The 21923-nt window shown below is 61.2% G+C and carries 24 protein-coding genes; 11 read left to right on the top strand and 13 right to left on the bottom strand.

Going from position 1 to position 21923, the window contains the following annotated elements:
* Positions 1-58: 58 nt before the first annotated feature.
* The 4 genes from sucD to mdh are packed head-to-tail and all read right to left on the bottom strand — an operon-like array spanning position 59 to position 3524.
* Positions 59-961 carry a succinate--CoA ligase subunit alpha gene (sucD, locus tag L4923_RS26535; protein ID WP_239370115.1) on the bottom strand — a complete coding sequence of 301 codons (903 nt, stop codon included), beginning with the start codon at positions 959-961 and terminating at the stop codon, positions 59-61.
* Positions 962-970: 9 nt separating this feature from the next.
* A complete protein-coding gene (locus tag L4923_RS26530) occupies positions 971-1342 on the bottom strand; it encodes a cupin domain-containing protein (RefSeq protein WP_239370114.1) in 372 nt (123 codons plus the stop codon).
* A gap of 4 nt (positions 1343-1346) precedes the next feature.
* Positions 1347-2540 (bottom strand): ADP-forming succinate--CoA ligase subunit beta, encoded by a 1194-nt coding sequence (gene sucC, locus L4923_RS26525; protein ID WP_239370113.1) that lies wholly within the window; start codon positions 2538-2540, stop codon positions 1347-1349.
* 15 nt (positions 2541-2555) lie between these two features.
* Positions 2556-3524 (bottom strand): malate dehydrogenase, encoded by a 969-nt coding sequence (mdh, locus tag L4923_RS26520; RefSeq protein WP_239370112.1) that lies wholly within the window; start codon positions 3522-3524, stop codon positions 2556-2558.
* Between the two features lie 217 nt (positions 3525-3741).
* On the opposite strand from mdh, the gene L4923_RS26515 reads away from it, so the two are divergent.
* A complete protein-coding gene (locus L4923_RS26515) occupies positions 3742-4170 on the top strand; it encodes a GNAT family N-acetyltransferase (RefSeq protein ID WP_239370111.1) in 429 nt (142 codons plus the stop codon).
* Here L4923_RS26515 and zapE read toward each other — a convergent pair.
* Positions 4167-5342 carry a cell division protein ZapE gene (zapE, locus tag L4923_RS26510; protein ID WP_239370110.1) on the bottom strand — a complete coding sequence of 392 codons (1176 nt, stop codon included), beginning with the start codon at positions 5340-5342 and terminating at the stop codon, positions 4167-4169. The genes L4923_RS26515 and zapE overlap by 4 nt on opposite strands.
* 57 nt (positions 5343-5399) lie before the next feature.
* A complete protein-coding gene (locus L4923_RS26505) occupies positions 5400-5945 on the bottom strand; it encodes an AprI/Inh family metalloprotease inhibitor (RefSeq protein ID WP_239370109.1) in 546 nt (181 codons plus the stop codon).
* Positions 5946-6206: 261 nt separating this feature from the next.
* Here L4923_RS26505 and L4923_RS26500 point away from each other — a divergent pair, with 261 nt between their 5' ends.
* From L4923_RS26500 to L4923_RS26475, 6 genes are all read left to right on the top strand, one after another.
* The gene (locus L4923_RS26500; RefSeq protein ID WP_082407340.1) at positions 6207-6368 is read left to right on the top strand and encodes a DUF1328 family protein; all 162 of its coding nucleotides are present in this window, start codon (positions 6207-6209) and stop codon (positions 6366-6368) included.
* Positions 6369-6449: 81 nt separating this feature from the next.
* Positions 6450-7331 carry a diaminopimelate epimerase gene (gene dapF, locus L4923_RS26495; protein WP_239370108.1) on the top strand — a complete coding sequence of 294 codons (882 nt, stop codon included), beginning with the start codon at positions 6450-6452 and terminating at the stop codon, positions 7329-7331.
* A complete protein-coding gene (gene mtaB, locus L4923_RS26490) occupies positions 7331-8632 on the top strand; it encodes a tRNA (N(6)-L-threonylcarbamoyladenosine(37)-C(2))-methylthiotransferase MtaB (protein ID WP_239370107.1) in 1302 nt (433 codons plus the stop codon). Before dapF ends, mtaB begins: the two co-directional genes overlap by 1 nt.
* Positions 8633-8646: 14 nt before the next feature.
* Positions 8647-10455 carry a signal recognition particle-docking protein FtsY gene (ftsY, locus tag L4923_RS26485; protein ID WP_239370106.1) on the top strand — a complete coding sequence of 603 codons (1809 nt, stop codon included), beginning with the start codon at positions 8647-8649 and terminating at the stop codon, positions 10453-10455.
* Between the two features lie 30 nt (positions 10456-10485).
* Positions 10486-11139 carry a septation protein A gene (locus L4923_RS26480; RefSeq protein ID WP_239370105.1) on the top strand — a complete coding sequence of 218 codons (654 nt, stop codon included), beginning with the start codon at positions 10486-10488 and terminating at the stop codon, positions 11137-11139.
* Between the two features lie 159 nt (positions 11140-11298).
* On the top strand, positions 11299-11463 hold the full coding sequence (locus tag L4923_RS26475; RefSeq protein ID WP_239370104.1) for a hypothetical protein: 165 nt from the start codon (positions 11299-11301) through the stop codon (positions 11461-11463).
* A 92-nt stretch (positions 11464-11555) separates the two neighbouring features.
* On the opposite strand, the gene L4923_RS26470 is transcribed toward L4923_RS26475, so the two are convergent.
* From L4923_RS26470 to ccmA, 5 genes are all read right to left on the bottom strand, one after another.
* Positions 11556-12443, bottom strand: coding sequence for a bile acid:sodium symporter family protein (locus L4923_RS26470; protein WP_239370103.1), 888 nt, complete (start codon positions 12441-12443; stop codon positions 11556-11558).
* A 266-nt stretch (positions 12444-12709) separates the two neighbouring features.
* Positions 12710-13288: a DsbE family thiol:disulfide interchange protein gene (locus L4923_RS26465; RefSeq protein WP_239370102.1), complete on the bottom strand. Its 579-nt coding sequence runs from the start codon at positions 13286-13288 to the stop codon at positions 12710-12712.
* 13 nt (positions 13289-13301) lie between these two features.
* Complete coding sequence (ccmD, locus tag L4923_RS26460) at positions 13302-13469, bottom strand: heme exporter protein CcmD (protein ID WP_239370101.1); 168 nt, start codon at positions 13467-13469, stop codon at positions 13302-13304.
* 112 nt (positions 13470-13581) lie between these two features.
* Positions 13582-14247 carry a heme exporter protein CcmB gene (gene ccmB, locus L4923_RS26455; RefSeq protein WP_239370100.1) on the bottom strand — a complete coding sequence of 222 codons (666 nt, stop codon included), beginning with the start codon at positions 14245-14247 and terminating at the stop codon, positions 13582-13584.
* The gene (ccmA, locus tag L4923_RS26450; RefSeq protein ID WP_239370123.1) at positions 14247-14855 is read right to left on the bottom strand and encodes a heme ABC exporter ATP-binding protein CcmA; all 609 of its coding nucleotides are present in this window, start codon (positions 14853-14855) and stop codon (positions 14247-14249) included. Before ccmA ends, ccmB begins: the two co-directional genes overlap by 1 nt.
* Positions 14856-15244: 389 nt before the next feature.
* Here ccmA and acnA point away from each other — a divergent pair, with 389 nt between their 5' ends.
* The 3 genes from acnA (at position 15245) to L4923_RS26435 (ending at position 19869) form a co-directional block, all read left to right on the top strand.
* On the top strand, positions 15245-17935 hold the full coding sequence (acnA, locus tag L4923_RS26445) for an aconitate hydratase AcnA (RefSeq protein ID WP_239370099.1): 2691 nt from the start codon (positions 15245-15247) through the stop codon (positions 17933-17935).
* 180 nt (positions 17936-18115) lie between these two features.
* Complete coding sequence (locus tag L4923_RS26440) at positions 18116-18883, top strand: DUF1223 domain-containing protein (protein ID WP_239370098.1); 768 nt, start codon at positions 18116-18118, stop codon at positions 18881-18883.
* Between the two features lie 599 nt (positions 18884-19482).
* A complete protein-coding gene (locus tag L4923_RS26435; protein ID WP_239370097.1) occupies positions 19483-19869 on the top strand; it encodes a DUF2794 domain-containing protein in 387 nt (128 codons plus the stop codon).
* A 31-nt stretch (positions 19870-19900) separates the two neighbouring features.
* On the opposite strand, the gene L4923_RS26430 is transcribed toward L4923_RS26435, so the two are convergent.
* Both L4923_RS26430 and L4923_RS26425 read right to left on the bottom strand, forming a co-directional pair.
* Positions 19901-20470: a GNAT family N-acetyltransferase gene (locus L4923_RS26430; protein ID WP_239370096.1), complete on the bottom strand. Its 570-nt coding sequence runs from the start codon at positions 20468-20470 to the stop codon at positions 19901-19903.
* 107 nt (positions 20471-20577) lie between these two features.
* Positions 20578-21357: a Bax inhibitor-1/YccA family protein gene (locus L4923_RS26425; RefSeq protein ID WP_239370095.1), complete on the bottom strand. Its 780-nt coding sequence runs from the start codon at positions 21355-21357 to the stop codon at positions 20578-20580.
* Here L4923_RS26425 and L4923_RS26420 point away from each other — a divergent pair.
* Positions 21356-21649 carry a hypothetical protein gene (locus L4923_RS26420; RefSeq protein WP_239370094.1) on the top strand — a complete coding sequence of 98 codons (294 nt, stop codon included), beginning with the start codon at positions 21356-21358 and terminating at the stop codon, positions 21647-21649. The genes L4923_RS26425 and L4923_RS26420 overlap by 2 nt on opposite strands.
* Positions 21650-21923 lie beyond the last annotated feature (274 nt).

The raw sequence follows: 21923 nt of genomic DNA, 5'->3' as shown, positions 1-21923 counted from the left end.
AGGCAGTGGCGGGAATGTGATTTTTCCCGAATGCCTTACTGCCCTACTCCCTTACTCCTTAACCCTTGATCGCTTCGACCAGCGTCGTGCCGAGGCGCGCCGGTGACGGCGACACCCGAATGCCGGCCGCTTCCATCGCAGCGATCTTGTCTTCCGCGCCACCCTTGCCGCCCGAGATCACGGCGCCGGCGTGGCCCATGGTGCGGCCGGCAGGAGCCGTGCGACCGGCGATGAAACCAGCCATCGGCTTCTTTCGACCGCGCTTGGCTTCATCCTTGAGGAACTGAGCGGCGTCTTCTTCGGCCGAACCGCCGATCTCGCCGATCATGATGATCGATTTGGTTTCGTCGTCGGCCAGGAACATCTCCAGCACGTCGATGAATTCGGTACCCTTGACGGGATCGCCGCCGATGCCGACGGCAGTGGTCTGGCCGAGGCCAACATTGGAAGTCTGGAACACAGCTTCATAGGTAAGCGTTCCCGAGCGCGAAACAACGCCCACCGAACCCTTCTTGAAGATGTTGCCGGGCATGATGCCGATCTTGCACTGTTCCGGTGTCAGTATGCCGGGGCAGTTGGGGCCGAGCAGCCGCGACTTGGAGTTTTCCAGCCGCGCCTTGACCCGCACCATATCCAGCACGGGGATGCCCTCAGTGATACAGACGATGAAGGGGACTTCAGCGTCGATCGCTTCGATGATCGCTTCGGCAGCGCCTGCCGGCGGCACATAGACGACGGAGGCAGTTGCTCCCGTCCTCTCCTTGCCTTCAGCCACTGAGGAAAAGATCGGCAGGGTCTCGCCCTTGGCGCCGGTCCAGGTCTCGCCACCCTTCTTCGGGTGGATGCCGCCGACCATCTGCGTGCCGTAATAGGCCAGCGCCTGTTCGGTGTGGAAGGTGCCGGTCTTGCCGGTCAGGCCCTGAACCAGGACCTTGGTGTTCTTATCGACGAGAATGGACATGGAGCTCCCTTAGAGTCTCTTGAGGTCCGTGACCGTGAGGTCACTCTTGGCGTTTCCGGTGTTGAGAGTCGTGGCCGGCTCGAACATCAGCACGATCGGCTCATTCGTCAGCGAGCGCGGCCGATGTTCGACCCCGTGCGGGACGACGATAAAATCGCCCTCGTCAAGTTCGACCGGACCGTCACGGAAATCGATGGCGATCCTGCCGCGCAAGACGAGAAAGGCTTCGTCTTCTTTTTCATGTGCGTGCCAGTCGAACTCGGCGCCGAACTTCGCGACCTTGGCCTGGCTTTCGTTCACATCGCCGGCCACATGCGGATCGAAGACCTTACGGATCTTCTCATCCGCTGCGGAAACGAGGTTTATCTTGCGGGGAGGCACGAGATCAGCCCTTCACCGCCGCCACGATCTTCTTGGCAGCGTCGTCGAGATCGTCGGCCGGCGTAACATTCAGGCCGCTCTCACGCAGGATCTTCTTGCCGAGATCGACATTCGTGCCTTCGAGGCGCACGACCAGCGGTACCTTGAGACCCACTTCCTTCACGGCCGCAACGACGCCTTCCGCGATGACATCGCATTTCATGATGCCGCCGAAGATGTTGACGAGGATGCCTTCGACCGCCGGATCCTTGGTGATGATCTTGAAAGCAGCCGTCACTTTTTCCTTTGAAGCGCCGCCGCCGACGTCGAGGAAGTTGGCGGGCTCGGCGCCATAAAGCTTGATGATGTCCATGGTCGCCATGGCAAGGCCGGCGCCGTTGACCATGCAGCCGATGTTGCCGTCGAGCGCGACATAGGCGAGGTCGTATTTCGACGCCTCGATTTCCTTCTCGTCCTCTTCGGTCTCGTCGCGCAGTTCCATCATGTCGGCATGGCGAAACAGCGCATTGTTGTCGAACGATACCTTGGCATCGAGCACGCGCAGGCGGCCATCCTTCATGACGATGAGCGGATTGACCTCGAGCAGGCTCATGTCCTTCTCGGTGAAGGCCTTGTAGAGCAGCGGGAACAGCGTTTCGCCGTCCTTGGCGGCTTCGCCCGAAAGCTTCAGCGCTTCATTGAGCCTGGCGACGTCGTCACTGGTGACACCCTTGGCCGGATCGATCGCCAGCGTGACGATTTTCTCCGGCGTATCATGCGCGACGGTTTCGATGTCCATGCCGCCCTCGGTCGAAACGACGAAGGCAACGCGGCCGACCGAGCGGTCGACCAGGATCGACAGATAGAGTTCGCGGTCGATGTCGGCGCCGTCCTCGATGTAGAGGCGATTGACCTGCTTGCCGGCAGGGCCGGTCTGCTTGGTGACCAGCGTATGGCCGAGCATCTCATTGACGTTGGTGACCACCTCGGCGATCGACTTGGCCAGCCGCACGCCGCCCTTGGCATCCGCGGGCAACTCCTTGAACTTGCCCTTGCCGCGGCCACCGGCATGGATCTGGCTCTTCACGACATAGAGCGGTCCGGGAAGGCGCTTGGCAGCCGCTTCCGCGTCACCGGCCTGGAACACCGGCACGCCTTCTGCGACGGGAGCGCCGAAACCCTTGAGGACTTGCTTGGCCTGATATTCGTGGATGTTCATCTGGAGCGGTCCCGTTTACTTTTGGCCGAGTTGCGGTGCGATCGCCACGCAGGCCTCGCAAAGGCCCTTCACGGCCTCGACCGACTTCTCGAACATCTTCTCTTCGGTCTTGTTGAAGTCGAGCTCGATGATGCGCTCGACGCCGCCGGCGCCGATCACCACCGGCACGCCGACATAGGTGTCCTTGAGGCCATACTGGCCGTTGAGGTGCGCAGCGCAAGGCAGCACGCGCTTCTTGTCGCGCAGATAGCTTTCGGCCATGGCGACCGCCGAGGCAGCCGGAGCGTAGTAGGCAGAACCCGTCTTGAGCAGGCCGACGATCTCGCCGCCGCCCTTGCGGGTGCGCTCGACGATGGCGTCAAGCTTCTCCTGGCTGGTCCAGCCCATCTTGACGAGATCCGGCAACGGGATGCCTGCAACGGTGGAGTAACGCACCATCGGCACCATGTCGTCGCCGTGGCCACCGAGCGTCATGGCGCTGACGTCTTCAACCGAAACCTTGAACTCCTCGGCCAGGAAGTAGCGGAAGCGGGCAGAGTCGAGCACGCCGGCCATGCCGACCACGTGGCTCTTCGGCAGGCCGGAGAACTTCTGCAGCGCCCAGACCATGGCGTCGAGCGGGTTGGTGATGCAGATCACGAAGGCGTCCGGGGCATATTTCTTGATGCCGGCGCCTACCTGTTCCATGACCTTGAGGTTGATGCCGAGCAGGTCGTCGCGGCTCATGCCGGGCTTGCGCGGCACGCCGGCCGTGACGATGCACACGTCGGCACCCTCGATGCCGGCATAGTCGTTGACGCCGACATAGCGCGCATCGAAGCCGTCGACCGGGGAGGATTCTGCGATATCCAGCCCTTTGCCCTGAGGAATGCCTTCGGCGATATCGAACAGGACGACATCGCCGAGTTCCTTCAGGCCGATCATGTGAGCGAGCGTGCCGCCAATCATGCCGGAGCCGATGAGCGCTATCTTGTTGCGTGCCATGTGAGGATCAGTTCCCTTGTCTAAGGACGGCGCCATTGCGGCGTCGGAGGAGGCCGGTAGGATCGGGGAAATCCGCGAGATTTCGCCGCACCCAATAGCTCCGCTGTGGAAAAAATTCAAACGATTATTTTGAGGCTAAATATTTCAATCGGTTAGATTGTTTTGGACTTACGTAAACGTCAAAGTTTAACCCGCCTGCGGAGGGAAGCTCAGCGAGATGTCTATAGAAATCAGAAGATTATTGCCGGGTGATGACGTGCTCCTCGACCACGTTGCTGAAGAGGTGTTCGACTCCCCGATCGATCCTGGCAGATTGGCCGCCTACCTGGCCGCGGCGGACCACCTGATGATCGTGGCTCTGTCGGACAGATTGGTCGTCGGGCAATGCGCTGCCGTGATCCATAGGCATCCCGACAAACCGACAGAACTTTACATCGACGAGGTTGGCGTTTCCCCCGCCTTTCAGCGCCAGGGCATTGCCCGCAGCATGCTTGAGGCAATGTTCGCGCTGGGTCGCCAGCATGGATGCGAGGAGGCCTGGGTGGGCACTGAGCCGGACAATGCCGGCGCGCGGGCTCTTTACGAGAACCTGCCGGAAGATACGGTCCCGGCCGACGGCTTCGTGATGTATTCCTATCGGCTCTAGCTAGCCAAGGCCTGTTTCTCAGACCATGCCTCCTGCCAGTCTTTGCTTTGCATCTCGATGAGGCGGGACACGGTGCGATCGAATTCGAACGCTTCTGTTGTTCCGGCGCGGCCGGCGTAGAGCTTGTCCGCGGTGTTTTCGGCGCTCACAACGACACGTTTCTTCGTGTCGTAGAGCGTGTCCACGAGCAGGATGAAACGCTTGGCGGGGTTGCGGCGTGTGTGATCGAGCACCGGCACATGATCGATGAAAATCGTGTCGAAGCGCTCGGCAATGGCCAGGTAATCACGCGTGCCGAGCGGCGCGTCGCACAGATCCGCGAAGGAAAAGCGCGCGCAGGAGCCGGCGGCCCGGGGAACGGTCACATGTCGGCCCTTGAGCGGGATTTCCACCGTTGTCGGGGCCCGGCCGCGAGTGACGGCATGCCACGCCTCGTCCATCCTGCGGTCGGTGTCTTCGCCCAATGGCGACATATAGACCGGCAGCCGATTGAGCTTCTCCAGCCGATAATCGGTGTCGGAATCGAGCGTCGCCACATCGGCATGACGTTCCAGGATGGCGATGAAAGGCAGGAAAAGCTGGCGGTTGAGCCCGTCGCGATAGAGATCTTGAGGGGCCACATTCGAGGTGGCGACCAGCACCACACCATTGGCGAACAGCGCAGAAAACAGCCGCGAGAGGATCATGGCGTCGGCGATGTCGGTGACGGTGAACTCGTCGAAGCATAAAACCCAGGATTCTTCGGCCAGGGCCTTGGCCACCGGCGGAATCGGATCATCTTCCTTGACAGTGCCTTCCTTGCGGGCTTGCCGGTGTTTCTGGATGCGATCCTGCACATCGGCCATGAAATCGTTGAAATGGACGCGGCGCTTGCGCCTGACCGGCACGAGTTCGAAGAAGATGTCCATTAGCATCGTCTTACCGCGGCCAACGCCGCCATAGACGTAGAGTCCCTTTACGACGGCGGGGGTCTTGGGCCGTTTGGCGAACAGCCAGCCCAAAGCGCTCGACTTCTGCGCAAGCCGCTTGTCGGCGATCTCGTCGATGAGGCGATCGAGCCTCCCCACGATACGCTCCTGCGCCGGGTCGCGTGTCACCAAGCCGGTCCCGACCATATGATCGTAGCGCTGCCTGACGGTTACGTGGGTCTGAAGGCCGTCACGCACATGCATATGTCTGGTCACCGGATAGGGATAGGAGAATCCCTATCCCGATTATCTGGACTGGTCTTATCTGGAAAGCGAGATCGGCTGGCCGTTGGAGGTCTGGCCGTCGAACTTGGTCGCGCTCGAGGAATAGAGCCGAGCCAAGGTGCCGCCGTCCTGATCGTAGAGGGTCAGCTGCTTCCCGGCGACGTTCCACGACTTGACGTTGTCGATCGGCGGCGGGCAGCGCAGCGGGCCGGCGCGGTAACCCTGGCCGAACTTGGTCTGCGGCGTCGCCACCTTGCAGCTCTGGCCGGCTACCGAAGCGCTCCACACGCCGGCGATCGCCGAAGCGGTGAGGTCGGGCGCGTTAGCGGGCGGGTTGGCGCCACCACCTGCGGGCAAGGAAGCCACCTGGGTGCCGGCGCCTGGCGCTGTCGGGAATTTCGAAGCGTCGGTCGGCGCCGGAGCAGCCGGCGGCGGCAGCTGGCTGGAAGAAACGGTACCGGACGGCTGCGGCTCGAGCGGCGCCGGCTGAGAGTCCTCTGAGCCAAAGCGTGTGCTGGTACAGCCGCTGACAACAAGTGCGGCAAGCGATACGGCAACAAGACCGGATCTCGAAAGGATCATGGCAACCTCCGCGGCCCGAAACGGGCGCCGTCCAAAGAAAATGCACCGTCCACCAAAACGGCGAAGGCGGCAGAATTTCAACCCGATATGGTTAAAATAGGGTTTGTGCTGAAGTCTGTTGCATTTTTATCGCAACCGGAAGCAGTCGCGGAGCCGAGGGTTTCGGTAACTCCAACGCCCACGCCATCCCTCCATTTGTGGAACCGCGCCTTGGAAGCAGCGTTTCAACAAGGTCAGTTCACCGATTGCGAGGGTAACGAAATGATCAAATGGATTCTGATCCTGCTTATTATTGCCGCTGCTGCGAGCTTGCTCGGAATGCCGGCATTGGCTGGCGCGGCAGCTACAGGTGCGCGAATTCTGATCGCCATCGTGCTGGTGCTGTTCCTGCTCATCCTCCTCGGCGTCTTTGCCGTCACCTGACCCCGGCATCCGCGGCCGGACTGGTAATTTCCGGCCGTTTCCGCCATATAGCGCCAAACAGACGTATAATTCAGGAACGTTATGGCTGGCGCGGCCCCTTTCGCCAAAATGAATGGCATCGGCAACGAGATCATCGTTGCCGATATGCGTGGCCGTGCTGACCGGGTAACCGCAGCAGCAGCGATTGCGCTGAATGCCGATCCGGCGACGCGTTTCGACCAGATCATGGCCATCTACGATGCGAAGACACCCGGCACAGGCTATTTCGTCGAGATCCTGAATTCGGATGGATCGTCGGCACAGGCCTGTGGCAACGGCATGCGCTGTGTCGTGCAGGCGCTGGCCGCCGAAACCGGCGAGACGGTGTTCACCTTCGAAACCGTCGCAGGAATCCTCAACGCCAAGCAGCATGCCGATGGGCTGATTTCCGTCGACATGGGCAAGCCGCGTTTTGGCTGGCAGGAGATTCCGCTGGCGGAGGAATTCCGCGATACCCGCATGATCGAACTGCAGATCGGGCCGATCGATGCGCCTGTGCTGCATTCGCCCTCGGCCGTCTCGATGGGCAACCCGCATGCGATCTTCTGGGCCGACAACGACGTCTGGAGCTATGAGCTTGAACGTTTCGGCCCGATGCTGGAAAACCATCCGATGTTTCCGGAACGCGCCAACATCAGCATTGCGCAGGTAACGTCTCCCGACAGCATGGTCATCCGCACCTGGGAGCGCGGCGCGGGTCTGACCAAGGCCTGCGGCTCGGCCGCCTGTGCAGCCGCAGTCGCCGGTGCACGCACCAAGCGCACCGGACGCAGCGTCAATCTCACGGCTCCCGGCGGCCAATTGCATGTCGAATGGCGCGACGACGACAATGTCGTCCTGACCGGACCGGCCGAATGGGAATTCTCCGGCACGTTTGATCCGTCAAACGGCACCTGGAAGCGCGACACTGAGAGTGCCGCCTGATGCCTGAAACGCCTGCCAAGGGAATCGAGGTCGTCACCTTCGGCTGCCGGCTCAACACCTATGAATCCGAGGTCATGCGCCGGGAAGCCGAAAGCGCCGGCCTCGGTGCCTTGAAGGGCGGTGCGATCATCTTCAACACCTGCGCCGTGACCGGCGAAGCCGTGCGCCAGGCCAAGCAGTCGATCCGCAAGGCGCGGCGCGAGAATCCGGAGGCGCGCATCATCGTCACCGGCTGCGCCGCGCAAACCAACCCGCAGGACTTTTCGGCCATGGGCGAGGTCGATCTCGTGCTCGGCAACGAAGAGAAGCTCAAGGCGCATAATTATCGCGCCCTGCCGGACTTCGGCGTCAATGATTTCGAAAAGGCCCGTGTCAACGACATCATGTCGGTGAAGGAGACGGCCTCGCATATGGTCGATGCCATCGAGGGCCGCGCGCGTGCCTTCGTGCAGGTGCAGAATGGCTGCGACCATCGCTGCACCTTCTGTATCATTCCTTACGGACGCGGCAATTCGCGCTCCGTGCCGATGGGTGCAGTGGTCGAACAGATCAAGCGGCTGGCCGGCAACGGCTATGCCGAAATCGTGCTTTCCGGGGTCGACATGACCAGCTTTGGCGCCGATCTCCCGGGCGCGCCGCGGTTGGGCAAGTTGGTGAAGACCATCCTGCGCCAGGTACCCGAGGTAAGGCGACTGCGCCTGTCCTCGATCGATTCGATCGAGGCCGATGACGATCTTTTGGAAGCGATTGCCACCGAGAACCGGCTGATGCCGCATTTGCATCTTTCGCTGCAGTCGGGTGACGACATGATCCTGAAGCGCATGAAGCGGCGTCATCTGCGCGAGCAGTCGATCCGATTCTGCCAGGACGTGCGGAAGCTGCGGCCGGGCATCGTCTTCGGCGCCGACATCATCGCTGGCTTCCCGACCGAAACGGATGAAATGTTCGAGAATTCCATCGCCATCGTCGAAGAATGCGGCCTCACCCATCTCCACGTTTTCCCGTTCAGCCCGCGCGAAGGCACACCGGCTGCACGTATGCCGCAGGTGCGGCGCGACGTGGTCAAGCGCCGGGCGGCCCGGCTGCGTGCGGCAGGCGATGCAGCCTACGCCAGACATTTGGCATCCCTGGCCGGCACCACGCAGTCGATCCTCATCGAACGCGAAGGTCTTGGCCGCACGGAGGGCTTCACGCTGGCTGCAATCGCAGCCGGTCAGCCCGGCGAAATCATCGAGGCGGTGGTGACTGGCCATGACGGCGCCCGGCTCGAAGCTGCGCCGCTCACTGCACGCGCTGCCTGAAACGAGCGGAACGCATGGCATTCGGGTTCATCAAAAAAGTCTTTTCTTTCGGCAAGAAGGAAGTGGTGGAGGAGAAGGTCGACGAGACCGCCCCGCTGCCGCCACTCAATCTTGACGCGCTGGAAGCGCTCAAGCCTGCCTCGGAACAGGAAGTTCCCGGTTTCCTGAAACGCGAAGAGCAGGCCGTTCCGGCCCCGGAACCGATCGCGCCCGAGCCCGAAAAGATCGAGCCGGAGACGCCGGCGGAAGCCGAGGCGCCGGTTGAAGAACCTGCCGAGATAGCCACCGAATCGGAGGCGCCGGTCCAGCCGGAAGAACCGGTGGTTCTCGAAGGACCTGCAGTCGTCGAGGTCGCGCCCGAGGCAGCCGAAGAAGAGGCGACGGCAGAGCCTGAGCAGGAAGTGGAGCCCGACCTGCCCGAACCGGTAGCGGAAGAGGCCGAAGAGGATCCGGCAGAGGAGGTCTTGGCCGAGCAGGCCGAACTGGCTGCCGAGGAGCCGACAACCCCTATTGCCGAACCGTTGGAACCGGAGCCAGTCGCTGAAATCGAGGCAAGGTCCGAACCGGAGGCGGATGTCGCAGCCGAGCCGGTGCCCGTTGCGCGGGAAAGTGAGCCGGAGGTCGAACAGGCCGAAAAGCAGTCCGAGACACATCGGGCTGAGGAAGAACCTGCGGCAACGATCGAACTTGAAGTCGTCGAGGAGGCGGAAACCGAGGCCACTGCGGAACCGGCTGTATCCGAAGCACCTGCGCCGATACCGCAGGAAGCCCCGGCGACTGCTGCGCCGGAGCCGCCTGCCGCCCTGCCTGAGCAGGCAGTGGCCCGCTCAGGCGCCGGCAAGGTCACCGTCAGCAAGAAGGTCGAGCAGAAGGCTGAGGTCGAGAAGGCTGCGGAGCCGGCGCCGAAGCGGTCCTGGTTCCAGCGCATGCGCGAGGGGCTGGCCCGCTCATCGCGCGAGTTGAGCGGCAACATCGCCGGCGTCTTCACCAAGCGCAAGCTGGACGAGGAGACGCTGCAGGACCTGGAAGACGTTCTGATCCGCGCCGATCTCGGCGTGGAGACGGCGTTGCGCGTCACCGACTCCCTGGCCTCGAGCCGCTATGGCAAGGACGTTTCCGACACGGAAGTGCGCGCGGTCATGGCTGCCGAGGTGGAAAAGGTGCTCGGCCCCGTGGCGAAGCCGCTGGAACTCGACCTGTCGCACAAGCCGCATGTCATCCTGGTCGTCGGCGTCAACGGCACCGGCAAGACCACCACCATCGGCAAGCTTGCCGCCAAGCTCACCGATGGCGGGCTTTCGGTGATGCTTGCCGCGGGCGACACGTTTCGGGCGGCGGCCATCGAACAGCTCAAAATCTGGGGCGAGCGCACCAAATCGCCCGTCATTGCCACCAAGCTTGGCGCCGACGCGGCCGGGCTCGCCTACGACGCCTTCGAAAAGGCCAAGGAAGCGGGATCCGACGTTCTCATCATCGATACCGCCGGCCGCCTGCAGAACAAGGCCGAGCTGATGGCGGAACTCGAAAAGATCGTGCGCGTCCTCGGTAAGCTCGACCCGGAAGCACCGCACACGGTGCTGCAGACGGTGGACGCGACCACTGGCCAAAATGCGCTCAACCAGGTCGAGATCTTCCGCAACATCGCGGGGGTCAACGGGCTGGTGATGACCAAGCTGGACGGCACAGCGCGCGGCGGAATTCTGGTCGCTATCGCGGCCAAGCATAAGCTGCCCGTCTATTTCATCGGCGTCGGCGAACAGGTCGACGATCTCGAACCTTTCTCGGCCGGCGATTTCGCCAAGGCGATCGCAGGGGTGGCATAACCACCCAGGCTGCTGCACAATCAGGAAGCCATGAGCAACCCAATTCTCGAACGTGATCCCGCCGACCCGCAGAAGCGCAAGGAAGCCATCAATCCGGCATTGAAGCTGGTGCTGGAACTTGGGCCGTTGATGGTCTTCTTCTTCGCCAACACGCGTGGAGAATGGCTGGCCCAGAAATTCCCGATCCTGACGGATTTCGGGGGCCCCATCTTCATCGCCACCGGCCTGTTCATGATTGCGACCGTGATCGCGCTGGCGGCTTCCTGGATGCTGGTGCGCACTTTGCCGATCATGCCCTTGGTGTCTGGCGTCGTGGTGCTGGTGTTCGGGGCGCTGACGCTCTACCTGCAGGACGACATCTTCATCAAGATGAAGCCGACCATCGTCAATACGCTTTTCGGCGCCATCCTCCTGGGCGGTCTCGTCTTCGGAAAGTCCCTGCTCGGCTACGTCTTCGATTCAGCCTTTCGCCTCGATGCCGAAGGTTGGCGTAAACTCACTTTGCGCTGGGGGCTGTTCTTCCTGTTCCTCGCGGTTCTCAACGAAGTGGTCTGGCGCAATTTCTCGACCGACTTCTGGGTGGCCTTCAAGGTCTGGGCAACCATCCCCATAACCATCCTGTTCACGGCCAGCCAGATGCCGCTCATCATGCGCCACTCGGTGGATGAACGGGCCGGAAAATAGCTCTTCAATCGATTAATTCGGGATTAACCGGCCATGCGCATGGTGCAATGCTGCATTGCAACATCTTGTTTTGCAATGCACACGAATTATGTCATGCTGGAATTGAAAAGGGAGGACTAACCGCCGCGCCAATGCGGCCAATCGCGAAGGAATTTCGCTATGATCCTCGACATCGTTTCCCGTGCTCGCGACAGCATGGCCAAGCGCAAGCGCTACAACCAGCTCGTCAACGAAATCCAGAGCCTGACCGACCGTGACCTCGCCGATTTCAACGGCAACCGCGCCGAGATGCTCTACAACGTCCGCAAGCAGATCTACGGCTAAGCCTGTCTACCACCGGTTTAGCAGCACGCTCGGCGTACGGCAGTAAAGAATGTAAGAATCCGAAAGCCGGCCGGCTTTCGGGTTCTTTTGTTTTACAGGCTCTGTGCCGCAGTTGACGCAGCCTGCCCCCGTTTCAACCAATAGCCGAAGATCGCGGCGGTGATGAAGGCGATAACCCCGTAGATCGCTGCCGGCACCGCCATCGTCGCATTGTTGAGCAGAAGGGGGCTAAGTGCGATGGCGATCGCCAGCGTGCCATTGTGGATACCGATCTCCATGCCGATCGCGGTCGATTGCCGTTTGTCGATCCCTGCCGCGCGCGGCACAAAATAGCCGACCGCCAGGCTGACGAGGTTGAAGGCCAGCGCGGCCAGGCCGACAACCGGCCCCCAGATCATCGCTGTTTCCCACTCCTGGACCAATGCCACCAACACCACTGCGAACAGGAACAGCATCGACAGGACTTTCACCGGCTGCGCCATGCGCGCGGCGAATGCGGGAAAGCGGCTGCGAAGCCACATGCCGATCAGCACCGGCCCGAGCACGATGACGAACACCTGCACGACCTTCGCGAACTGCTGCGGGATCGCCTGATCGCCCGTCATGAAATGCGCAAGCGACCAGTTGACGATCAAAGGCAGCGTGGCGATCGAAAGCGCCGAGTTGATTGCGGTCAGCGTGATGTTGAGCGCCACGTCGCCACCGGCCAGGTGGCTGTAGAGATTGGCTGACGTGCCGCCGGGGCTGGCCGCGAGCAGCATCATACCCACAGCCAATGCAGGCTCGAGTTTGAACAGATAGACGATCGCCAGACAGGCCAGCGGCAAGATCAGCGTCTGGCAGATCAGCGCGACGATGACGGCCTTCGGTTTCTGGAGAACGTTGCGGAAATCCTGGAGTGTCAGCGACAGGCCAAGACCCAGCATGATGACGCCGAGCGCAAGCGGCAGAAAGATAGTCAGCGCGGAACTGTCCTGCATCGAGGTCCCCTCCCTAAAGGCAATTCCGGCAAAAGTGCACAGCGGTCTGCGTCCAGAATTGCGTAACAAAAAGAGTTGGAGCGTACCGCGTTTCCGGCCGGAAACGCTCCACAGGCCGCGTGCACCGTTGCGGCGCCCTCCCTGCAGCCATTGAAGAAAGGTAATCGAAAAGCCGGTCCCTTGCCTATCGGGTACGCGGCCGCGCGGGCTTACCATAGGTCAACCCCGAAACCATGCTGGTGAAATGTCGGGAGCTTGGAGCCGCTCTAATCGGCTGCCAACGCCTTTTCGATCTCGGGTAGAAGCAATGCCTTGGCGGTCTGCGGGGTCAAGGGCCCGACATACTTGAAAGCGATCTTGCCGTCCTTGTCGATCAGGAAGGTCTCCGGAACACCATAGACACCCCAGTTGATCGCGGCCCGGCCATTCTCATCGACACCGATGACGTTGAACGGATTGCCGAGTTCGCCGAAGAAGCGGCGCGCATTTTCCGGCTTGTCCTTGTAATTCAGCGCCGCCATCACGAAACGTTTGTCCTGGGCAAGGCCCATCAGCACCGGATGCTCTTCGCGGCAGGGTACGCACCAGGACGCGAACACGTTGAGCAGCGTGACCTGGCCTTCGAACTGGGACGAATCCAGACCCGGGAGATTGCTGCCTTCCAGTGGCGGGAGGTTCGTCTCAGGCGCGTCCTGGCCGATCAGCGCCGAAGGAATTGCGGAAATGTCTCGACCGGACAACAATTGAGACAGGAACAGGCCGGCGAGTCCGAGGAAGATCGCCAACGGCAACAGCAGGATCGGCTTGAAACGACGACGCGAAGGCGTTTCTGTCTGTCCGGTCACGACAGTACTGCTTTCATGATTTGCCTGCCTTGTCAGAACGCCGGCGTACGCCGGCCGCTTCCAACTCGGCAAGTTCCCGGTTGCGGGCCCGCTGGTCGAGCAGAATCCAGCCGATCAAGCCAGCCAGGGCAAGAGCGGTGATGCCATAGGCGGCGGTGACATAAAGAGCGTGTGCACTCATGCGAGACCTCGCGCGCAACAGTCGCTGCGCCAGCTTTCCTTGCCTTTGCCGACCATGCCTACCCCTTAGCCCTCGTTCCCTGGCGGCGCAATCTGTCGCCGCGCCGCACCGATCAGTCGCCGCTGTGGCGCAGCGCCAAGGCGGCAGCCAACGGTCCGATGACGGCCAGAAACAACGTCAGCGCGGCAAGAATGAGGAAGGGTTGCAAAAACGGATCGGGATCGTTCACGGCGCCATAGCTTGCAGAGACACCGAAAATCAGCGCTGGAATGGTGATCGGCAGAACCAGCACCGAAATCAACAGGCCGCCCCGCGGCAGCGCTACCGCCACCGCGGCACCCGCCGCGCCGATGAAGGTGATCGCAGGAGTACCGACCAGCAGGGTCAGCGCGGTGGCGCCGATACCGGCTGGGGTCATGTTCATGAACAGGCCAAGCAGGGGAGAGGCGACCACCAGAGGCAGCACGCTGACCGTCCAGTGCGCCAGGCATTTGATGAAAACGGTGAAGGCCAGCATGTGACGATCGCCGTTGAGCACCAGGAGGTCGAGCGAGCCATCCTCCCGTTCGGCCTGGAACAACCGGTCAAGGCCGAGCAGGGATGCAAGCAGCGCCCCGATCCAAAGGATTGCCGGGCCGATGCGGGCGAGCAGATTGAGGTCGGGGCCGACGCCGAAGGGAATGGTGGCGATCACGGCAAGAAAGAAGATGACGCCGGTGAGTGCGCCGCCACCGGCGCGGACGCCTAGCTTGAGATCGCGGAGGTAGAGGGCAAGCATCAGTTGCGCGCCCCCATGTCGAGTGTCTTCGCCCGTGCCAGTCCGAGCGGAAGATGCGTGGCCGCCACGACGATCCCGCCACCCGTGCAGTGCGCCTTCATCAGATCGGCGAAACGGTCTTCCGATGACTTGTCGAGGCCGGCGGTAGGCTCATCCAGCAGCCAGACCGGACGATGCGAAACAAGCAGCTTGGCAATCGCAGCGCGCCGGCGCTGGCCTGTCGAGAGATAACCGAACGGCAAATGGCCGATGCCACCCAGCCCAACCGCGTCGAGAGCTGCGGCGATTTCGAATCGTCCTCCGCCGCTGAACCGCCGCCAGAAAGCGAGGTTCTCCCCCACCGTCAGCGCCGTCTTCATCGCGTTCTGATGGCCGAGATAGTGGCAGGCCGAAGCAATGCTCGGAAAAGCCTCCCCACCCTCGGCGATTCGCACGCTGCCGCCGGCGGCAGGCAGAAAGCCGGCAATGACACGCAACAGCGTCGACTTGCCTGAGCCGTTGGGGCCGGTGACCACGAGGCTCTCGCCCTCTTCGACCGAAAAGTCGATGTCCTCGAAAACTGGCTCCCCGCCGCGCTCCCCGCTCAGATTTTCGGCGACAAGCCGCATCGTTTTCCCTTCGCCGAAAGTCTGCATGGCGGCGCCTGCGCCGCAGCAAAAATGCAAATTCCTTGTCTAAAGCGTTTCCGCTCACAGCGGAAACGCTGAAACGCTCTAACTCCTTATTTTCATGCAATTCCGAACGCAAAACCGCTGCGCACTTTTGCTGGAATTGCTCTAGAACTATTCGAGAAGTTTCTCTATATGCACGCTTACCAACCCCAGCGGTCGGGGAAGGCAAACACATTTGCGCCGAACCAGCGCACGCGCCGCCTTGAACGGCTCGGGTTGCTCGGGAGCGGACAGCGGAAATGGCCGTACCCGCACCTTTGCGCGTGATGAGCATGCCCATCGGAGTCCGTTCCCTTTCAGGCTGAACAGACAAGGATGGATCGCTCGTGTCCAAATCAATCGACAGTTTCAATTGCCGCCGGACCCTGACCGCAGGTGGCGGAGAATATGTGTATTTCGACCTGACCGAGGCCGAGAAGAACGGCCTGGCCGGAGTGTCGAAGCTTCCTTATTCCATGAAGGTGTTGCTGGAGAATCTGCTTCGCAACGAAGACGGCCGTTCCGTAACCAAGGAAGCCATCCAGGCGGTTGCTGCCTGGCTGGCCGACAAGGGTACCGCCGGCGTGGAGATCGCCTACCGCCCGGCCCGTGTGCTGATGCAGGACTTCACCGGTGTTCCGGCGGTGGTGGACCTGGCCGCCATGCGCGACGGCATCGCCGCCCTGGGCGGCGATCCGGAGAAGATCAATCCGCTCGTTCCGGTCGATCTCGTCATCGATCACTCGGTCATCGTTGACGAGTTCGGTACGCCGATGGCGTTCACGCGCAATGTCGAGCTGGAATATCAGCGCAACGAAGAGCGCTATAAGTTCCTGAAGTGGGGCCAGCAGGCGTTCCGCAATTTCCGCGTCGTGCCTCCCGGCACCGGCATCTGCCATCAGGTCAATCTCGAATATCTCGGCCAGGTGGTGTGGACCAATTCGGAAGACGGCGAAACGGTCGCCTATCCCGATACCTGCGTCGGCACCGACTCGCACACGACCATGATCAATGGTCTGGGCGTGCTGGGTTGGGGCGTCGGCGGCATCGAAGCCGAGGCTGCCATGCTTGGCCAGCCGGTATCGATGCTGCTTCCCGAAGTCATCGGCTTCAAGCTCACCGGAAAGCTGAAGGAAGGCGTGACCGCCACCGACCTGGTGCTCACCGTTACCCAGATGCTGCGCAAGAAGGGCGTTGTCGGCAAGTTCGTCGAGTTCTTCGGTCCCGGTCTGTCCAACATGACGCTGGCCGATCGTGCCACCATCGGCAACATGGCTCCCGAATATGGCGCAACCTGCGGCTTCTTCCCGGTCGACGGCGAGACGCTGCGCTACCTCACCATGTCTGGCCGCTCCGAGGAGCGCATCGCGCTGGTCGAAGCCTATTCGAAGGCGCAGGGCATGTGGCGCCATGACGGTTCGGCGGATCCGGTCTTCACAGATACGCTTGAACTCGACCTCGGCTCCGTCGTGCCGTCGATGGCAGGCCCGAAGCGTCCCGAAGGCCGCGTTGCGCTGGAAGACATCCCTGCCGGCTTCGCCAAGGCGATGGAGACCGAGTACAAGAAGGCCGCCGAGATCCACAAGCGTTATGCTGTCGAAGGTACCGACCACGATCTCGGCCATGGCGACGTCGTCATCGCCGCCATCACCTCGTGCACCAACACGTCCAATCCTTCGGTGCTGATCGGCGCCGGCCTGCTTGCCCGCAATGCCAACCGTCTCGGCCTCAAGCAGAAGCCATGGGTCAAGACCTCGCTGGCGCCTGGCTCGCAGGTCGTCGCCGAATATCTGGAAAAGTCCGGCCTGCAGAAGGAACTCGACCAGATCGGTTTCAACCTCGTCGGATTCGGCTGCACCACCTGCATCGGCAACTCCGGCCCGCTGCCGGGCCCGATTTCCAAGACCATCAACGACAAGGGCCTCATCGCTGCCGCGGTGCTCTCCGGCAACCGCAACTTCGAGGGCCGCGTGTCGCCGGACGTGCAGGCGAATTATCTCGCTTCGCCGCCGCTGGTGGTTGCCCATGCGCTCGCCGGCACCGTCACCAAGGATCTCACCAAGGAGCCAATCGGCGAAGACAGGGACGGCAAGCCGGTTTATCTCAAGGACATCTGGCCGACCTCGGCCGAAATCCAGGAGTTCATCGAGAAAAACGTCACGCGCGAACTGTTCGCCCGCAAATATGCCGACGTCTTCAAAGGCGACGAGAACTGGCAGAAGGTGCAGGCCCCAAGCGGCCAGACCTATGCCTGGGACGACAAGTCGACCTATGTGCAGAACCCGCCTTACTTTGCGGGCATGGGAGCCAAGCCCGGCCAGATCGGCGACATCAAGGGCGCGCGGGTTCTGGGGCTCTTCGGCGACAAGATCACCACCGACCACATCTCGCCGGCTGGCTCGATCAAGGCTGCTTCTCCGGCCGGCAAATATCTGACCGACAATGGCGTCGGCGTTGCCGACTTCAACCAATACGGCACACGCCGTGGCAATCATGAGGTGATGATGCGTGGCACCTTCGCCAACATCCGCATCCGCAACCACATGCTGGGCGAGAACGGGCGCGAGGGTGGCTACACCATCCACTATCCGTCGAAGGAAGAGATGTCGATCTATGACGCTGCCATGGAATATCGCAAGGAAGGCGTGCCGCTGGTGATCTTCGCCGGCGTCGAATACGGCAACGGTTCCTCGCGGGACTGGGCTGCCAAGGGAACGAACCTGCTCGGCGTGCGCGCCGTGATTGCCCAGTCCTTCGAGCGAATCCACCGCTCTAACCTGGTCGGCATGGGCGTCATTCCCTTCACCTTCGAAGAGGGCACTTCCTGGGCTTCGCTCAACCTGAAGGGTGACGAACTGGTCGAGATCGACGGGCTCGAGACGATCAAGCCGCGCCAGAAAATGGTAGCCAAGGTCACTTTTGCCGACGGTTCGGTCAAGAACGTCCCGATCCTTTGCCGAATCGATACGCTCGACGAACTCGACTACTTCAAGAATGGCGGCATCCTGCAGTATGTGCTGCGCGACCTCGCAGCCTGAGCTGGATAAGCACATTTAAGAACAAACCGCCGGAACGAGAGTTCCGGCGGTTTTGTTTTATGGAAACGATCGTCTTGTTAACCTGAGAATTTTCACCGCAACGTGACTTCCGCTTGAGCGCTGCTTCTGGCAGAAATTCAGAAAACACGAACATGCCGGCCCTGCCGGCGGGATCAGACTATGTTCTTTCGGAAACCATTGCAGCTGGCTGTTGCCGGGCTGGCGGTTTCGATGCTCTCGACTGCGGCCCAAGCGACGGAAACGGCGCGGCCGCTGGGAGTTGTCGAACTGTTCACCAGCCAAGGTAACAAATCCTGCCCACCTGCCGACCGTTATCTGGCGGAAATCGCTGCCAAGGGCGATGTGATCGCGCTCGCCTATCACGTCGACTATTGGGACTATCTGGGCTGGCAGGATTCGCTCGCGCGCAAGGAGAACACCGAGCGCCAATACGGCTATATGCGCGCTTTCAACGGGCGCTCGGTCTACACGCCGCAGGCCGTCATCAACGGTCGTACCGATGTCAACGGTGCCAGCCGCGAAGCCATCAGCGGTGCGCTGACGCGCTTGAACAAGACCGGCGAGGGCATGCGCATCGACATCAAGGTAACCAATACCGGTGACGGGATCTCTATCGAGGCCGGCAATGCTCCGGGCGATTCCACCGGAATTCCGGTCAAGGCGCATGTCGTCATCGTTTATTTTAACCCGCCGCAGGTGGTGAATGTCGGCAAGGGCGAGAACAACGGCCGCAAGATGACCTATTGGAATGCCGTTTCCAATGTCCAGACTGCCGGCATGTGGTACGGCAAGGCGCAACGATACGATTTGCCGGCCAGCGAGATTGCCAAGGCAGCCGGCTCTGCCGTGCTGCTGCAGTCGGTTGGCCGTGACGGCGAGCTCGGCCCGATCATCGGGGCATCCTTCATCCGCAGGCCTTCCGTCTGAGCGGCGCCGAAAACAGAATGCTGGGTAGTCTCTGCGGCGCAACCTCTGCCCCGTGATCAGCTTCGCCACTTTGTGCGCATCCTGCTGGAATGCAGGGAAGCCGTACGGCGCGCAAGGAACTCGCTGGATAGCCGGTTAGCGATGAAGTGGAGGCCATTCCAAATCTTGGCAGGGGAGTGGCAATAGGCCCGGCCGCACGTGCGGGATCCCAATCAGCCGGATTTGAACAGGATCCGAAACATAAAAACCGACGTCAGCTTGGGTCCGACGCCGGTCTAAAGCTCAAATTGTTGCCGAGGTTGGTTCGATCCGACTCAGACCCGTGGGCGGGGGGCTTGGGGTTTACGAGCCAGTGCCGGACCGAACCGTCTCAGGCAACGGGCACAAGTTCGTCGGACATTGGGGCGACAACGCGGATAAAAGACGGCGAGAATGTGGCAAGGAATCACCATTTCCAACACATCGTTTGCAAACGTGAGTAGACGCGCCGTCCTTTGGTGACGGCTGCTGACGCCGCGACAGATTCGCGTGCGCCCTTGCAATTGAGCTCCGAAAGCGCGACCCTGTTGCCAGCAAACGATTCAGCCTGAGGACAAGGCATGATGGAACGCGGTGGCGGGACGGAGGATGGGGACGCATCCGCAATATTGATCCCGCTGCACGAGGCGCGACGCGAGCGTCTCGATCTTCCTGTCGCATTCGAGCGGCGGGAGCTTGATCTCATTCTCCGTTTATATGGGCGGATGGTTGCAGCCAATGAATGGCGCGATTATGCCATCGACCACCTTGCCGACCGCGCCGTGTTTTCCGTCTATCGGCGTGCCTCGGAGGTTCCGCTGTTCCAGATCGTCAAGGATCCGAAACTGGCGAGACGCCAAGGAACTTTTGCGGTCGTCGCCGCCGGTGGCCGTATCCTCAAGCGCGGTCATGAGCTTGCCCGTGTTCTTGGTATCTTCGACACCAAGTTGAAGCTTGTGAAGGCTTAAAAGACAATATCTTTCAGCTGGTTGGCAATCTCTAGCCTTGCCTGAATTTCTGTTCGGGCCACGACGCCGGATCCGGCGGAAGGGAGGCGCCGCCGTTCAGTTCGAGCTGCATGAACACTGTGTCCAGCCAGCGTTCATGCTTGTAGCCGGAACCGACAAGGCGGCCTGAATGGCGAAAGCCAAGCCTCTCGTGCAGCTTCACCGAGGGGCTTTCGGAATGACCGTCACCGATCACGGCGACGATCTGCCGGAAGCCCAGTCTCCTTGTTGCCTCGATCAGGTGTTCCATCAACTGCTTGCCGATGCCCCGTCCCTTGGCTTCAGGCGCGACATAGACCGAATCTTCGACAATGAAACGGTAGGCCTGACGCGGCCGGAACGCCCCGGCATAGGCGTAGCCAAGAACAGTTTCATCCGAATCAATGGCGACCAGGTAGGGGAAGCCACCGTCTCGCAGTGCTTGATAACGTGCGCCCATTTCCTCTCGGTTCGGAGGGGCGAGTTCATAAGACGCGGTGCCTTTGTTGACGGCGTCCGCATAGATTTCTGTTATTCGGTCCAGATCGGAAGGTTCCGCGTTTCGGATTATTATATTGCTCATTTTTTATGCACTCGTAGAGGCTGCCTTCAATAACAGCAAAGCTCGAGCCAAAAGAAAAGGGCGGCCGTTGGGCCGCCCCTTCGCTTTTCGCTGGTCCAGGCTGTCAGTTAGCGACGGTCGCCCATGAACTGCAGCAGGAACATGAACATGTTGATGAAGTCGAGATAGAGCGACAGCGCGCCCATGATGGCCTTGCGGCCCGCGACGAGCGGGTCGTCGTTCTCGTAATACATCTCCTTGATCTTCTGGGTGTCGTAAGCCGTGAGGCCAGCGAACACCAGCACGCCAATCGCCGAGACGGCGAAGGAAAGCGCGGAAGACTGCAGGAAGATGTTGATCACGGAGGCGATGATCAGACCGAACACGCCCATGATCAGGAACGAGCCCATCGCGGTCAGGTCACGCTTGGTGGTGTAGCCATAAAGCGACAGCGCCCCGAAGGCGGCCGCGGTTGCGAAGAACGTCTGCGAGATCGATGCGGTCGTGTAGACCAGGAAGATCGACGACAGCGACAGGCCAACCAGGCCGGCATAGACCCAGAAAGTGGTCTGCGCGGCAGAAACGCTCATCGACTGCACGCGGAATGACAGGAAGAACACTGCGGCCAGCGGGGCAAGCATGATGATCCAGCGCAGCGGCGAGGCGAAGATGGCGTAGCCGAGCGAAGTCAGCATATCGCCATTCGGCAGCGTCGCGACAGCCGAAGCGGGATCCGTCGTGGTGGCCAGCATCACGGTGCCGACTGCGGCAAGGCCCGTGATCAGCAGGCCGAGGCCCATAAGGTTGTAGACCTTGAGCATATAAGCGCGCAGGCCTTCGTCGATGCCGGCGTCGGCACGGGTTCCAACCGGCACGCTACGCGTTTGGTAGTTGCGGAAGTCAGACATGGAATTCCTCTATTGCTCTGCCCCGTCGGGTGTCCGGTTCCTTGAACGAACCCAGGCGCCGCTGGCGGGGCTCCAGCATGCCTGCCCGAAATATGAGGGTTATTATCGACAAGAACAAGAGCGTAACGGCCTGCAACGCTTCGTGAGCGGCCAAGTGACCGCGTTTTTCGTCGAAACGGGGTATTTCTTACTGAAAATTAATCAAATTGCTCAAGCTGACAGGCCAGACCTTGAGGCCGCGCGTGCTCGCTTTGCTGGCAGTCGGCAGGACTCCACATTGTTAAACGGCTGACACATGGGGCTGCTTCAAGAGACGGATGTTGGCTTGTCTGCGGCAGTTTGGATGGCTAGGCTGCCGTCATGAGGTTGGCGTCTTTATACAGACAACGCCATGATGCGGGTTTGAGCCAAATATAGTTTAGGGGACCGCCCATGAATCTCGAGGTCGCGGCGGCTTCGTTCATTCAAGCGGAGCGTATTTTACGCCTTGAGACACCGCTGGGTCCGGATGTCTTGCTGCCGGAGCGGTTTGAGCTGCACGAGGCGGTGAGCGACCTGTTCCTGAT

The organism is Terribium retamae, assembly GCF_022347545.1.
GTDB classification, from domain to species: domain Bacteria; phylum Pseudomonadota; class Alphaproteobacteria; order Rhizobiales; family Rhizobiaceae; genus Mesorhizobium; species Mesorhizobium retamae.
The sequence above is the reverse complement of the archived record's forward strand: the minus strand, read 5'-3'. Positions and strand labels throughout refer to the sequence as shown.

Bases quoted from the DNA above. Each gene is read 5' to 3' on its own strand.
- L4923_RS26420 (WP_239370094.1), top strand. From the start codon at position 21,356: ATGGAATTCCTCTATTGCTCTGCCCCGTCGGGTGTCCGGTTCCTTGAA.
- sucC (WP_239370113.1), bottom strand. From the start codon at position 2,540: ATGAACATCCACGAATATCAGGCCAAGCAAGTCCTCAAGGGTTTCGGC.
- L4923_RS26435 (WP_239370097.1), top strand. From the start codon at position 19,483: ATGATGGAACGCGGTGGCGGGACGGAGGATGGGGACGCATCCGCAATA.
- L4923_RS26440 (WP_239370098.1), top strand. From the start codon at position 18,116: ATGTTCTTTCGGAAACCATTGCAGCTGGCTGTTGCCGGGCTGGCGGTT.
- L4923_RS26500 (WP_082407340.1), top strand. From the start codon at position 6,207: ATGATCAAATGGATTCTGATCCTGCTTATTATTGCCGCTGCTGCGAGC.
- ccmD (WP_239370101.1), bottom strand. From the start codon at position 13,469: ATGAGTGCACACGCTCTTTATGTCACCGCCGCCTATGGCATCACCGCT.
- L4923_RS26480 (WP_239370105.1), top strand. From the start codon at position 10,486: ATGAGCAACCCAATTCTCGAACGTGATCCCGCCGACCCGCAGAAGCGC.
- L4923_RS26475 (WP_239370104.1), top strand. From the start codon at position 11,299: ATGATCCTCGACATCGTTTCCCGTGCTCGCGACAGCATGGCCAAGCGC.
- L4923_RS26430 (WP_239370096.1), bottom strand. From the start codon at position 20,470: ATGAGCAATATAATAATCCGAAACGCGGAACCTTCCGATCTGGACCGA.
- L4923_RS26515 (WP_239370111.1), top strand. From the start codon at position 3,742: ATGTCTATAGAAATCAGAAGATTATTGCCGGGTGATGACGTGCTCCTC.
- ftsY (WP_239370106.1), top strand. From the start codon at position 8,647: ATGGCATTCGGGTTCATCAAAAAAGTCTTTTCTTTCGGCAAGAAGGAA.
- L4923_RS26505 (WP_239370109.1), bottom strand. From the start codon at position 5,945: ATGATCCTTTCGAGATCCGGTCTTGTTGCCGTATCGCTTGCCGCACTT.
- L4923_RS26425 (WP_239370095.1), bottom strand. From the start codon at position 21,357: ATGTCTGACTTCCGCAACTACCAAACGCGTAGCGTGCCGGTTGGAACC.
- dapF (WP_239370108.1), top strand. From the start codon at position 6,450: ATGGCTGGCGCGGCCCCTTTCGCCAAAATGAATGGCATCGGCAACGAG.
- L4923_RS26470 (WP_239370103.1), bottom strand. From the start codon at position 12,443: ATGCAGGACAGTTCCGCGCTGACTATCTTTCTGCCGCTTGCGCTCGGC.
- mdh (WP_239370112.1), bottom strand. From the start codon at position 3,524: ATGGCACGCAACAAGATAGCGCTCATCGGCTCCGGCATGATTGGCGGC.
- ccmB (WP_239370100.1), bottom strand. From the start codon at position 14,247: ATGCTTGCCCTCTACCTCCGCGATCTCAAGCTAGGCGTCCGCGCCGGT.
- zapE (WP_239370110.1), bottom strand. From the start codon at position 5,342: ATGCATGTGCGTGACGGCCTTCAGACCCACGTAACCGTCAGGCAGCGC.
- mtaB (WP_239370107.1), top strand. From the start codon at position 7,331: ATGCCTGAAACGCCTGCCAAGGGAATCGAGGTCGTCACCTTCGGCTGC.
- sucD (WP_239370115.1), bottom strand. From the start codon at position 961: ATGTCCATTCTCGTCGATAAGAACACCAAGGTCCTGGTTCAGGGCCTG.
- ccmA (WP_239370123.1), bottom strand. From the start codon at position 14,855: ATGCGGCTTGTCGCCGAAAATCTGAGCGGGGAGCGCGGCGGGGAGCCA.